Origin of the sequence: Sporomusa sp. GT1 (assembly GCF_014634905.1) — a bacterium.
GTDB lineage: Bacteria > Bacillota > Negativicutes > Sporomusales > Sporomusaceae > Sporomusa > Sporomusa sphaeroides.
Genome location: NZ_BMBX01000035.1, coordinates 1 through 12,919 on the forward strand (window position 1 = coordinate 1; position 12,919 = coordinate 12,919).

At 43.4% G+C, this 12,919-nt stretch carries 12 protein-coding genes, 3 tRNA genes and 1 other annotated feature; of the genes, 12 read left to right on the forward strand and 3 right to left on the reverse strand.

What is annotated here, in order from left to right; all coding sequences use genetic code 11:
• Positions 1–1,207, forward strand: a 1,207-nt coding sequence (locus tag GT1_RS20215) for a sensor domain-containing diguanylate cyclase (protein ID WP_223226400.1), incomplete at its 5' end; no start/stop codon positions are given.
• Positions 1,208–1,259: 52 nt separating this feature from the next.
• On the opposite strand, the gene GT1_RS20220 is transcribed toward GT1_RS20215, so the two are convergent.
• The 3 genes from GT1_RS20220 to GT1_RS20230 form a co-directional block, all read right to left on the reverse strand.
• Positions 1,260–1,336: transfer RNA gene (locus GT1_RS20220), tRNA-Met, on the reverse strand.
• A gap of 9 nt (positions 1,337–1,345) precedes the next feature.
• Positions 1,346–1,421, reverse strand: a tRNA-Thr gene (locus GT1_RS20225).
• A gap of 2 nt (positions 1,422–1,423) precedes the next feature.
• Positions 1,424–1,499, reverse strand: a tRNA-Met gene (locus GT1_RS20230).
• A 274-nt stretch (positions 1,500–1,773) separates the two neighbouring features.
• Here GT1_RS20230 and GT1_RS20235 point away from each other — a divergent pair.
• The 11 genes from GT1_RS20235 (at position 1,774) to GT1_RS22680 (ending at position 12,666) form a co-directional block, all read left to right on the forward strand.
• On the forward strand, positions 1,774–3,378 hold the full coding sequence (locus GT1_RS20235) for a peptide chain release factor 3 (RefSeq protein ID WP_075755515.1): 1,605 nt from the start codon (positions 1,774–1,776) through the stop codon (positions 3,376–3,378).
• A gap of 14 nt (positions 3,379–3,392) precedes the next feature.
• A complete protein-coding gene (locus GT1_RS20240) occupies positions 3,393–3,719 on the forward strand; it encodes a GRAM domain-containing protein (RefSeq protein WP_075755516.1) in 327 nt (108 codons plus the stop codon).
• Between the two features lie 79 nt (positions 3,720–3,798).
• Positions 3,799–4,698, forward strand: a complete 900-nt coding sequence (gene ytxC, locus GT1_RS20245; RefSeq protein ID WP_188400233.1) for a putative sporulation protein YtxC — start codon at positions 3,799–3,801, stop codon at positions 4,696–4,698.
• Positions 4,699–5,019: 321 nt separating this feature from the next.
• On the forward strand, positions 5,020–6,930 hold the full coding sequence (thrS, locus tag GT1_RS20250; RefSeq protein ID WP_188400234.1) for a threonine--tRNA ligase: 1,911 nt from the start codon (positions 5,020–5,022) through the stop codon (positions 6,928–6,930).
• 78 nt (positions 6,931–7,008) lie between these two features.
• Positions 7,009–7,135 (forward strand) — a sequence feature (ribosomal protein L20 leader region).
• Positions 7,136–7,160: 25 nt separating this feature from the next.
• Positions 7,161–7,694, forward strand: coding sequence for a translation initiation factor IF-3 (gene infC, locus GT1_RS20255; protein WP_075755519.1), 534 nt, complete (start codon positions 7,161–7,163; stop codon positions 7,692–7,694).
• Between the two features lie 21 nt (positions 7,695–7,715).
• The gene (gene rpmI / locus GT1_RS20260) at positions 7,716–7,913 is read left to right on the forward strand and encodes a 50S ribosomal protein L35 (protein WP_075755520.1); all 198 of its coding nucleotides are present in this window, start codon (positions 7,716–7,718) and stop codon (positions 7,911–7,913) included.
• 42 nt (positions 7,914–7,955) lie between these two features.
• Complete coding sequence (rplT, locus tag GT1_RS20265; RefSeq protein WP_075755521.1) at positions 7,956–8,309, forward strand: 50S ribosomal protein L20; 354 nt, start codon at positions 7,956–7,958, stop codon at positions 8,307–8,309.
• Positions 8,310–8,809: 500 nt separating this feature from the next.
• Positions 8,810–9,658, forward strand: a complete 849-nt coding sequence (locus GT1_RS20270) for a class II fructose-bisphosphate aldolase (RefSeq protein ID WP_075755522.1) — start codon at positions 8,810–8,812, stop codon at positions 9,656–9,658.
• 143 nt (positions 9,659–9,801) lie between these two features.
• Positions 9,802–11,172, forward strand: coding sequence for a TrkH family potassium uptake protein (locus GT1_RS20275; protein WP_188400245.1), 1,371 nt, complete (start codon positions 9,802–9,804; stop codon positions 11,170–11,172).
• Positions 11,173–11,188: 16 nt separating this feature from the next.
• Positions 11,189–11,857: a TrkA family potassium uptake protein gene (locus GT1_RS20280; RefSeq protein WP_075755523.1), complete on the forward strand. Its 669-nt coding sequence runs from the start codon at positions 11,189–11,191 to the stop codon at positions 11,855–11,857.
• A complete protein-coding gene (locus GT1_RS22680) occupies positions 11,854–12,666 on the forward strand; it encodes an RNA methyltransferase (RefSeq protein WP_188400235.1) in 813 nt (270 codons plus the stop codon). The genes GT1_RS20280 and GT1_RS22680 overlap by 4 nt, the downstream gene beginning before the upstream one ends.
• The last annotated feature ends 253 nt before the right edge of the window (positions 12,667–12,919 follow it).

Below are 12,919 nucleotides of genomic sequence, written 5' to 3' on the forward strand. Positions count from 1 at the left end.
TGAACAAATATGTTTTTACAAAGCCACTATTTCTTGCCATGAGGAATTTCAAATTACACAAAATTATCCGCAGACCCGACTTCCAGCTTTTGATGTGCTGGGGTTTTTGCTTGAGCTATTTAAAGGGTTTTGTGTTTTATATACTGTTACTAATTTGGCTGCCCAGCATTATCGCACTAAACTATTGGTGCTACTGCACGAATCTTCAGGGCCGAACCATGTCGGCATCATGTTTTTCCTGGTGTTAGCCGGACTGGCTATGATTTTTCCCATACAGTTGCCTTACTTAGATGTTTTCTTTTTTGATTTACGGTTGTCTGTTATCATTTTATCCACTTTATATATAGGTGTGGCAGATAGTTTTATTGTTGCGACCGCAACCTTGGTGTTCCGTATGTTAAAAGGCGGACTTGACTGGATATGGTGGGCTGCCGGAATCTATGTGTATGTGGCCAGCGCTTATCTGATTATCAAGAACATACGATCCAGGAACCTCGGTTTATTTGCGGCTTCTGTTGTTATTACCGCTCTCCATCTTGGATTACTGGCAATTTTATCAGCTTATCATCCCGGATTTAATTTTGTATCTCCGTTTGTAGCAGCAGATAATTTTCTATTATTGGCCATGACCTTGTTAATGAGTATTCCTTTGTCGGTGCATATGCTTGATTTGTCTCTTAGCCGCATTTTAGCTTTTCAAAACCAGTATAGCGAGCTTCAGTATAAGGCCGATACCGACGGACTGACTGGATTATTGAACCGGCGGCGTTTTCAGGAATTATTTAGTCAATTGCCGGCATTATATCCGGGTAAACCGTTATCAGTACTGATGATTGATGTTGATGAATTTAAAAAATACAATGATACTTTTGGGCATCCGCAAGGGGATGTGGTTTTACGACGTCTTGCCGCCCTGCTTGCAAATAATGTGAGAGAATCCGATATAGTTACCCGATACGGCGGGGAAGAATTTATTATTGGCTTGCCTAACACAGCCGCACAAGAAGCCGTAAGGATTGCAGAAACTATTCGGGGAGCAATCGAGAATACTCCCTTTTACGGACGGCAAATAACGGTTTCTATTGGAATTATGTCCTGTACAACTAGTGACATTTCGATGGAAACAATGATTGCCGGAGCTGATACGCAATTGTATCGAGCTAAGAAAGCAGGACGTAATCAGGTATGTTTAGAATTTGTCATATAACAGTAATTTAAATATAGAAAAAAACCTTGTCAAAATTGACAAGGTTTTTTTCTGGTGGCGGCGCAGGGATTTGAACCCCGGACACTTCGGGTATGAACCGAATGCTCTAGCCAGCTGAGCTACGCCGCCGTATTAAAATGGAGCTAGTGACCGGGATTGAACCGGTGACCTTATCCTTACCAAGGATACGCTCTACCGACTGAGCTACACCAGCGTTGGTTGCGGGGACAGGACTTGAACCTGTGACCTTCGGGTTATGAGCCCGACGAGCTACCAACTGCTCCACCCCGCGATGAGATTTTTTGTCACAAATTAAATTATATAGTATACCGGATACTATGTCAATCTATTTTAAAACACCATTTTAAAAAAATGTTATATCAAACCTGATAAAGTGATACTTATTGCCAGTAAGACGGCATTGACTCCTGTCAATAAATGGTGTATATTAAATTATTGTACTGTTTACGTTATTATGATACTGCCATTACTAGTCTTGATAAGATTATTCCCGCTAATTGGATAGATATGCTGTAATTTCAACAGACTAACTTTAGGAGGCAGAAATGTCAAATATTATTCCCGAAATTGTTAAACGCCGCACCTTTGCCATTATATCCCACCCGGACGCCGGTAAAACCACATTAACTGAAAAACTGCTGCTTTACGGCGGCGCCATCCGGCTGGCCGGTTCTGTAAAAGCCAGAAAAGCGCAGAAACACGCGGTATCTGACTGGATGGAAATTGAGAAACAGCGTGGTATTTCAGTAACCTCCAGTGTACTGCAATTTGATTACGACGGTTTTCGTGTTAACATATTAGATACTCCTGGTCACCAGGACTTTAGTGAGGACACGTACCGCACCTTGATGGCTGCCGACAGTGCGGTAATGCTTATTGACGCGGCTAAAGGCGTTGAAGACCAAACAAAAAAACTGTTTCAGGTTTGTAAGCAGCGGGGTATACCAGTATTCACCTTTGTTAATAAGCTTGACCGCTATGGACGCAATCCCTTTGAATTGATGGAAGAAATAGAAAAGGTTCTCGGCATTCGGGCCTATCCGATGAACTGGCCTATTGGCATTGATGGCAACTACAGCGGTGTTTATATACGCGAGCAGGCGCAGATTGAATTATTCGAACACAGCGGCGTTCACGGACAATGTGCTTTGCCTTCAACAAAAGGCGGTGTGGATGATCCGGCTTTTAAAGAATTGCTTGGTGATGAAATTCATCAGGCATTATGTGACGACATTGAACTGTTGGATATGGCCGGGGAGGAGTTTGATTTTGCTAAAGTAGCCGGCGGCGAACTTACTCCCATGTTCTTTGGCAGTGCCATGACCAATTTTGGTGTAAGACTGTTCCTGGAAGACTTTTTACGATTAGCTCCTGCACCGATGCCGAGAGAATCGTCTGAAGGGTTGATTGCTCCGGACGATGAAAAGTTTTCAGCATTTGTATTTAAAATTCAGGCCAATATGAATCCGGCTCACCGGGACCGTCTGGCTTTTATGAGAATATGTTCCGGTAAGTTTGAACGGGGTATGGCTGTATATCATGCACAGTCGGGAAAATCGGTGAAGCTAGCCCAACCACAACAGTTTTTAGCTCAAGAGCGAACCATCATTGATGAGGCGTATCCGGGAGATATTGTGGGGCTGTTTGATCCTGGAATTTTTGGGATTGGCGATACGCTGTGCCAGGAAGGCTTCGAGTTTACTTTCCGGGACTTTCCGGTATTTCCCCCCGAGCAATTTGCCAGGGTTCAGGCTAAAGATACCATGAAGCGCAAACAATTTATCAAAGGCATGACCCAGCTTACCCAGGAAGGGGCTGTTCAGGTATTCCGCCAACCGGATTATCCGGTAGAATCTTTTATCATTGGGGTTGTCGGCTCATTGCAGTTTGAGGTACTGGAGTACCGTCTTAAACACGAATATGGTGTGGATATCTTAATGAACAAGCTGCCGTACTCCATCGCCAGATGGCTCTATGGTCCAAACCTTGATGTAAAGTCTATGAAAAATATGGACAATGGACTTTTGATCCAGGATATAAAAGACCGGCCGGTCGCATTAATTAGTAATGAGTGGCAGCTCAGATGGGTCATGGAACGCAACCCGGATATTGAGTTTTTGATTGTGCCTGAAGACGCGCGACAAGCGTAAAGGAGGTAGGGTGTATGTACAGCTTTCCTTTAGAATTGGATGAAGTCATCATCAAGAAATGTCTTGCCAGTTATACTTGTAACGGAGATGTTTTAAACGGAGCGCTCTATTTGACAGACAACCGTCTGGTTTTTGTTGGTTATGCGCTTAGCATTACCAATAAATATATGGAGGAAGTACCGCTGACCCATATTAAGGAATTGCAGGCAGTAAAGACTTTTTTCGTTATTCCCAATGCGTTACAGGTGGTTACTATTCAGGATAAAGTAATTAAATTTGTTGTAAAAGGCCGTAATGAATGGCTTGAGGCTGTTAACAACCAATTAAGGGCAGTTAACTAAATCGATAAAACACTTTGCTCCCCTCATTGTATGCAAATAAGCTCTGAAACATATACTATATGAGAAGGGAGTGAGGGTGGTGAAGTTACTTTCGATCGGCCTGAACGGAACAACCGGAAATATTAGGGAAAAGCTGGAATGCGACTGTAAAACGCTGACCCAAGAAGGCTTCCGTGTAGTCATAGAAGAGCTTGATAAAGGCGGCTATACATTTCTTGGTTTAAATATCAGTGATGGCGAGTTATCATTTCGCAATTATGAGCGAATAAAGAATGTGCTGAAAAATAGTGTATCCCAGATACTCGCTGATTGGATCATTAGTAATGAAGAACATAAAATCATCAATAAGATGGTTACCAACAATTACTTTTATTTTAACCATGACGAACGGGCTGTAGTCGAATCAAATACCTTAAAAGTACTTGGTGTCTGTCCGGCAGTGCGTTATAAGCTAATATTGTCCCGTATTTTAGAATATCTGGATAATCACCATGTGCTGGTACTGGAGGGCTTCCTAAATTTTCGTCTCAAAGATTACCGCCTGCACCTGTCAGAGGTTATTGATAATGTTGTTGACGATTTTATGATGGAGCTTGAGTACAAGGAATTTATACGGGTTTTGCGCTATTTTGTCGATGTTCAGGAGCCGCGGGTAGAAGAGGCTCATCTGGTTATTAATAGCCCTGGCGTATTCCAAATTTATGACTCACACGGTAAAATAATAAATAATCAATATGTAGAGAACTCGCTAATGCCGAATTGTAATACCGATGATGCTGATAATCTTAACTATGAAGATTTGGTAGTAAGCGCCTTAATAACTATTGCTCCACGTAATATCATGGTACATACCAGTGACCGGCTGAGCGACAAAGAGGTCCTGGAGACAATCAAGAGTGTGTTTGAAGGGCGTGTCGTAGTGTGCGAGGGTTGCGAACTGTGTATTCCTGCCGGTAAATCTACCCATACGGAGTTGTAACCTTGACAATACCGCTCAACTCGTATATAATTTTTGATAATTAAATACTGCTGTTGAACAGTGATGCCGAGGATATGATTATGTTTTGAAGGGCGTCCAGAGAGAAGATGTCACAGGCTGAAAACATCTTTACGCATACCATGCATGATTACCACCTCTAAACTGCCTAGCCGAACTTAAGTAAGCTTTGCCGGGGTATTTCCCCGTTATCAAAATCTGAGATGGCGTTTTGCCAAAACAGGGTGGAACCACGGGTATAAAACTCTCGTCCCTACAGGGACTGGGAGTTTTTTTATTTTTGTTAGTAGGAGGCTGTCGAAAATGAACAAAATTAATATGACATTAAAAGACGGAGCAGTGCGTGAACTTAAGCAGGGAATAACACTGGCAGAGGCTGCTGCCTCAATTAGCCGCAACCTGGCGAAAGCTGCACTGGTTGCTAAAGTAGATGGACAAGTGACCGATTTGTCTGCTGAATTGGAACAAGATGCAGCTGTCGAATTTTTTACATTTGAAGATGCGGAAGGTAAAGATGCTTTACGTCATACCTCTTCCCACATTTTGGCTCAGGCTGTTAAACGCCTGTATCCTGATGCTAAATTAGGGATTGGTCCGGCTATTGCCAATGGCTTTTACTATGACTTTGATACTGCCCATACATTCACGCCTGAGGATTTAGAAAAAATTCAGGCGGAAATGGAAAAAATCGTTAAGGCAAACTTACCGCTTGAGCGAATGACACTCAGTCGTGAGGAAGCCATTAAGCTGTTTGGCGAACAAGGGGAAAGCTATAAACAAGAGCTGATTCGTGATCTGCCGGAAGATGTGGAAATATCTATCTATAAGCAAGGCGAATTTATAGATTTATGTGCCGGGCCGCATGTTCAGTCTACCGGACGCGTTAAGGCAATTAAGCTGCAAAGTATTGCCGGCGCTTACTGGCGCGGGGACGAAAAAAGGAAAATGCTGCAGCGTATTTATGGTACTTCCTTTGAAAAGAAGGCAGATTTGGATGCCTATATAACCATGATGGAGGAAGCCGCCAAGCGGGATCACCGCAAGCTTGGCCGTGAACTTGATCTATTCAGCATCCAGGAAGAAGGTCCGGGTTTTCCTTTCTTTCATCCCAAAGGAATGGTTATCCGTAATGAACTGGAAGCTTTCTGGCGCAAGCTGCATATTAAGTATGGCTATCAAGAAATCAAAACTCCGATTATCCTGCACCAAAAACTATGGCAGCAATCAGGGCACTGGGATCACTATCGTCAGAACATGTATTTTACCGAAATTGACGAAGAAGGTTATGCGGTAAAACCGATGAACTGTCCTGGTGGTATTTTGGTATACCGTACTCAGCACCACAGCTATCGTGATTTTCCGCTTCGCACCTGCGAGTTGGGACTTGTTCACAGGCATGAAATTTCCGGAGCGCTGCACGGACTTATGCGCGTACGCAGCTTTACGCAGGATGATTCTCATATCTTCATGCTGCCTTCCCAGATTAAGAACGAAATTAAGAAGGTTATCGAACTCTTTAATACCGTATACAGTGTCTTTGGCTTATCCTATCATGCTGAATTGAGTACTAAACCGGAAAAGGCCATGGGGTCTGATGAAATCTGGGAAACAGCAACAACTGCGCTGAAAGAGGCGATGGAAGAGCTGAACATGCCTTTCAAAATTAATCCAGGGGATGGCGCTTTTTATGGTCCGAAAATTGATTTTCACTTAAAAGACTCCATCGGACGTACCTGGCAATGCGGCACTATTCAGCTTGACATGCTGATGCCGGAAAAATTTGATCTTACCTATATTGGCGAAGATGGTCAAAAACATCGCCCGGTAATGATCCATCGCGTTGCCTATGGCAGCATAGAGCGCTTTATCGGTATTTTGATCGAGCATTATGCCGGCGCTTTTCCGATGTGGCTTGCTCCAGTGCAGGCTAAGATTCTGCCGATTAGTGAGCGTCATGCCGGTTATGCCCAAGAAATCGCCCAGGCGATGCGTGATCAAGATATTCGGGTAGAAGTAGATGACCGCAATGAAAAAATCGGCTATAAGATTCGTGAAGCTCAGCTGCAAAAAACACCTTATATGCTGGTTGTGGGCGATAAAGAAGCCGAATCCCGTACTGTGTCTGTTCGTAAACGGGGAGAAGGCGATATTGGAGCAATGCCTGTTGAACAATTTATAACCACAGCCATTGCCGAAATTATTGCCAAGAGCTGACAAGGAAAATCCATAAAGATTTGAAAAAAGCTTGACTTCCTTGCCGATAGGTGTTAACATTATCAGGTAATTGAATTTTGCATTAAGCAGAAGCCATCCGCTTCTCACCTTACGACGCCTGGGAGCAGTTAGTAAGGTAACAGTAGGCAATCATTTGATATGCTATTACGCGGGTGGTTTATACCACCCGCTTTTTATTTTATTTGACAAATATCAGGAGGTGAGCGGCAATTAGCAAAGAAACTTTAAAGATCAATGAAGAAATTCGCGCCAGGGAAATTCGATTGGTCGGCAACGCCAATGAACAGTTAGGGATTATGTCGCTGAGAGACGCGTTACGTTTAGCAGCTGAGCAAAATCTTGACTTAGTCGAAGTAGCACCAACTGCCAAACCGCCAGTATGCCGGATTATGGATTTCGGTAAATTCAGGTATGAGCAGCAAAAACGCGACAAAGAAGTCAAAAAGAAGCAAAAGGTAATTACGCTTAAAGAGGTTAAACTCCGTCCGAATATTGAGGACCATGATTTTAATGTTAAGCTGAAAAATGCCCAGCGTTTCTTGGAAGATGGCGATAAAGTCAAGGTAACTATCATGTTCAGAGGTAGAGAACTTTCTCATCCCGAACTTGGTAAGCAAGTGCTTGTAAGAATGGCAACCTTGCTTAAGGATATGGCTAATATCGAACGTGAGGCTAAGCTCGAAGGTAAAAATATGATTATGATTGTAGCTCCTAAGCCCAACACTACGCAATCCAGCACATAAATAGAAAGGGGATATCCAATAATGCCAAAAATGAAAACCCGTAGAAGTGCCGCAAAACGCTTTAGAGTGACTGGCAGCGGTGAATTTAAACGCGCCAAAGCTTTCAAGAGCCATATTCTTGAGAAAAAATCTCCGGCCCGTAAACGCAACCTGCGTAAAGCCACTATGGTTAGCAAGTCTGATCATGAGCGCGTAGTAAAAATGCTTCCTTACGCATAGAATCAAACAATTTATTTATAAGTACATCAGGAGGTATGTGACATGCCAAGAGTTAAAAAAGGTGTTACTGCACATAGACGACATAAAAAGATTCTTAAATTAGCCAAAGGCTATCGCGGTTCCAAGAGCAAGCTGTTTAAAAAAGCAAATGAAACAGTGATGAAAGCTCTGTATTATGCCCGCCGCGACCGCCGCGCCAAAAAAGGTGATTTCCGTAAATTATGGATTACCCGGATTAATGCTGCCGCTCGTATTAACGGTATCTCCTACAGCCAGCTGATCAATGGACTGAAAAAAGCCGGGGTAGAAGTTAACCGTAAAATGTTAGCCGACATGGCAGTTAACGATATGCCTGCATTTGGTAAACTGGTAAGCACTGCAAAAGAACAACTGTAAATTTCAATCAAAACTTCCGGATAATTCCGGGAGTTTTTTATTTTATCCTGATAGAAAGTATAACTTTCGCCTGGATAAGGGCAACATCGGCTTCCACCCTTCGCTGAGGCTCGGCGCAAGCCGTGTTTTCTTTATGGATGTATAATATTTATAAATATAGGAATTACTATAGGCAATTCAATAAACGTTTTAGCAATAAAATCCATAAATGGAGACTTGATTCAGATGGGTTTTGACCCCAGCTGAATCTTAGTCGGAATTATCCAGGGACTTAGCCGCTCGCCTGTGCCTGTAGGGGTATAACTCCCAGCTTGCAGAAGCGGGAGTCTTAGAGCGGGTTAGTCATCAGATAAAAAGATTATGTAGTGTGAAAAATTTGATTTTTTTAAATTTTTATTATAATGGCAGGTTTTTTTAGGGTAGTGGCGAATAAAATGGATATAGGAGAATTCCAGTACAACTACATATTGGCGTAATAAAACAAAAAGGAGGAGTTAGACTTGGCCCTGGTAACAATGAAAGAATTACTTCAGGATGCAAGAAAAAGAAAGTATGCTGTAGGCGGTTTTAACGTATTTAATTTTGAGACTTTAGGCGCGGTTATTGAGGTGGCAGAAGAACTAAAAACTCCCCTGGTGCTTGGCATTCCCGAGCGTTTGTTTAAATTTGTCGATGTTGATACCCTGAGTGCTGCCATGAGCAGAGCTGCGCAGAAGGCTTCTGTGCCTGTTGCGCTCCACCTTGACCATGGTTATACTTATGAAGGAGTGATGAAAGCCATTCGCTGGGGCTTCACTTCTGTTATGTTTGATGGTTCAGCCCTGGCTTTTGAGGACAACTTAAAACGTACCAAAGAAATTACCCGCATAGCCCATTCTCTCGGTGTATCTGTCGAGGGTGAATTGGGCTATGTTGGTTGTTACGGCAATATTCACGATATACAAGAGGAAAATTTGGTTAAACCTGAACTGGCCCAGAGTTTTGTGGAAAAAACTAAAGTGGATGCTTTGGCAGTGGCCGTAGGGACTAACCACGGCGTGTACCGCGGCGGTACTAAACTTAACTTCTCCCGTTTATCGGAGCTCAACAATGCGGTAAACGTACCCTTGGTTATGCATGGTGGCTCAAAACTGACCAGAGAGGAATATCAAAGCTCAATTCAGTCAGGTATAACAAAAGTCAACATTGCCACCGATATGTCAATGGCTGCCGGCGAAACCTTAAGAAATGAACTTACTAAAAATCAGTCTGCCAATTACATTCAACTCATGTCAACAGTAAAAAAAGGTGTAAAAGATTCAGTCCGCCGGTATATGCTATCCTTTGACTGCATCTCAAAGGCAATATAGCAAAAAAAACAATTATTTAATACCCCCGGTATTGGAAAACCGGGGGTATTTTTATGCCTGCTGCAAATTAGTTTATGCCAAATCTTGTTTACTTTTCTTGTTTTGGGTATAATCTTTAAGTATAGCTGAATGCAGAGGTGGAAATTTTGGCGCATAAAATCGCTAATTTGCTTAATATCGCAGAGTGGAAACTTACTCCCTATCAGGTATTGGTGTTGAGTTTTGCCGGACTGATACTAGTAGGAACTTTGCTTTTGATGACACCCTTGGCTTCCGTCACCGGTGAGGGCCTGAGCTTTGTGGATGCTCTGTTTACCGCGACATCGGCTGTTTGCGTAACTGGTTTGACAGTGGTCAATATTGGTACATATTTTTCCCTGTTTGGACAACTTGTTTTAATTAGCCTGGTTCAGGTAGGCGGTCTGGGAATTATGGCTATGACTACCCTGATGGCAATACTGATAGGCAAAAGGATCAATCTGAAGGAACGGCTGTTGATGCAAGAAGCTTTGAATCAACTTACCGTAGCCGGTGTTGTACGTCTTACCCAGTATATTATCAAGGTGACTCTGCTCATTGAATTTATTGGCGGTACTTTTTTGGCTATTCGTTTATACTCCGATTTGGGACTTAAGGGGATTTACTTTGGCTATTGGCATGCAGTTTCTTCATTCTGTAATGCGGGATTTGACTTATTTGGCAGCGTAACCGGTAATTTTTCCAGTGCCATAGGCTATGCAGAGGATATTGTTGTCAATCTTATTATAACCTTCCTTATTATCCTAGGCGGTATAGGTTTTACTGTTATTGCCGATGTTTGGACAAACCGGCGGTTCTCCAAGTTCTCACTGCATACCAAAGTAGTGTTGTTTACAACACTTGTACTCATTGTTTTAGGTGCGTTGGTAATTTTTCTGCTGGAATATGATAATCCTGGAACTATGGCTAATTTATCATGGAATGGGAAAGTTATGGCCAGCTACTTCCAATCAGTAACTGCCCGGTCTGCCGGCTGGAATACGGTAGATATGAACAATCTTACAGATGCCACTTTATTTTTTATGATAATCCTAATGTTTATTGGCGCTTCACCAGCCTCGACAGGTGGTGGGATTAAAACTTCGACAGCCTGTGTTTTGGTTGCGGCTACCTGGGCGCTAATCCGGGGAAGAAGTGATGTCGAATTATTTGGGCGGCGAATTCCCTATGGGATTGTTTATAAGGCTCTTGCCGTTATGTTAATATCTGCACTGGCCGTGATTTTTGTAACCATGATGTTAACCATTACCGAAAATCAAGAGTTTATCAGGCTGCTGTTTGAAGTAATATCGGCCTTTAGCACCACCGGACTAACAACAGGAATTACAACAACCCTGACAACTTCGGGTAAGCTCTGGCTTGTTTTTACTATGTTTGCCGGACGTGTCGGCCCGGTCACGCTGGCGTTGGCTTTGGCATTAAAAGCCCGCAAAGGCAATTTACAATACCCTGAAGGTAAAGTTATCATAGGTTAAGAGAAGAGGGAGAGAATTGGCAGTAAAAAATAAGACCAAGCAATTTGCTGTTATCGGATTAGGGCGTTTTGGCACAAGTGTTGCCAGGGCCTTATATCTGCTCGGGTATGAAGTGCTGGCAATTGACGCCGATGAAGAACAGGTGCAAAAGTTTAGTGAGGAAGTCACCCATGTTGTCCAGGCAGATACCACTGATGAAAACTCACTTAAAGCATTAGGTATCCGAAACTTTGATGTAGTTATTGTCGCCATTGGCGAGAACATGCAAGCCAATGTGTTTACCACTTTGCTGTTAAAAGATCTTGGCGTAAAACATATTGTGGCAAAAGCCCGCAATGAATTGCACGGAAAAATGCTGGAGAAAATTGGTGCAGACCGTGTTGTTTATCCTGAACGTGACATGGGGCAGCGGGTGGCCCATAACCTGGTGTCAACCAATGTACTGGAGTATATTGAGTTATCTCCTAATTTGAGTATTGTTGAAATCACTGCCCCCAAAGCCTTAGTGGGCCAAAGCCTGGCTGAAGCCGATCTCCGGGCAAAATATAAAGTTAATGTGGTAGCGATGAAGCGGGGTGAACAGGTGACTGCACCGCCACAGCCTAATGAAAAAATTGCTAAAGGGGATATTCTGATTATTGTAGGAGAAAGCCAGGGGGTACAAAAGCTGGAGGAATTAGAATGAGTGAGTTTATTTCCAGTCCGGCAAACAGACTGATTAAAGAAGTTGTTTCCCTTAAACAAAAAAAATACCGGGATAGCCTGGGCTTATTTATCGCGGAAGGCGTGCGCCTGATAGAAGAATGTGCTGTTGCCGGGTGGTCTGTCGCGACCTGCATTTATACGGAAGCGGCGGCTGCCAGAGACCGGACGCGCAGCCTGATTGAGAGGCTGGAAAGGTTAAACTGTCAGCTGGCAGTGGTTCCTGACAGCCTTTATAACAAGATTTCCGATACGGAACAACCTCAGGGAATTATGGTAATAGTAAAAAAACGTCAGGCTACCCTGGAAAGCATGGTGGCTGCCGGTGAAAAACCCCCTTTGGTTGTGGTACTTGACGGTATTCAGGACCCCGGAAATGTTGGAACCATTATCCGTACCGCAGATGCCGCCGGTTGTACCGGAGTAATTGCGCTTAAAGGTTCAGCCGATATCTATGCCGGTAAAACCGTGCGGGCCAGCATGGGATCGCTGTTTCATCTGCCGGTTGTTGAAGGGATAACTTCGTTGGAGCTGATTTCCTGGCTTCAGCGCTGCAGAGTTAGGCTGCTGGCAACCAGTTTGCAGCAGTCAGAGCCGTACTACCGGACCAGGCTTACCTCTCCTGTGGCGATTGTTTTAGGAAATGAAGGTCAGGGTGTCAGTCCCGAATTACTGGAAGCCGCTGACAGTTGTGTGAATATACCGCTTATTGGCCAGGCCGAATCACTCAATGTAGCAGTTGCTGCCGGTATAATCCTGTATGAAGCGGTAAGACAGCGGTCAACCTTGTAATTTTTACAAGGCTGTGATATAATACGGTTAGCAATAATGGAGATACTGATTACGGACAGAGAGGGTGTGGTCTTACGATGATGACCGCCGAATTTTTCTGGAGAATGTTTGAAGCTACCGGTTCCATTGCTGCGTATTTGTGGTATAAGCGCTTACGGTTGCAATAAGTTAATAGTCATTTTATGTAAGTACAATGAGGAAGAGAGTATGTTAGTTATGTTTCTACAGGGAGGATGCTGCCAAAGATTGCGAG

Coding starts and splice junctions, on each gene's coding strand:
- GT1_RS22680 (WP_188400235.1), top strand. CDS start 11,854: ATGAGTGAGTTTATTTCCAGTCCGGCAAACAGACTGATTAAAGAAGTT.
- GT1_RS20235 (WP_075755515.1), top strand. CDS start 1,774: ATGTCAAATATTATTCCCGAAATTGTTAAACGCCGCACCTTTGCCATT.
- rplT (WP_075755521.1), top strand. CDS start 7,956: ATGCCAAGAGTTAAAAAAGGTGTTACTGCACATAGACGACATAAAAAG.
- rpmI (WP_075755520.1), top strand. CDS start 7,716: ATGCCAAAAATGAAAACCCGTAGAAGTGCCGCAAAACGCTTTAGAGTG.
- thrS (WP_188400234.1), top strand. CDS start 5,020: ATGAACAAAATTAATATGACATTAAAAGACGGAGCAGTGCGTGAACTT.
- GT1_RS20240 (WP_075755516.1), top strand. CDS start 3,393: ATGTACAGCTTTCCTTTAGAATTGGATGAAGTCATCATCAAGAAATGT.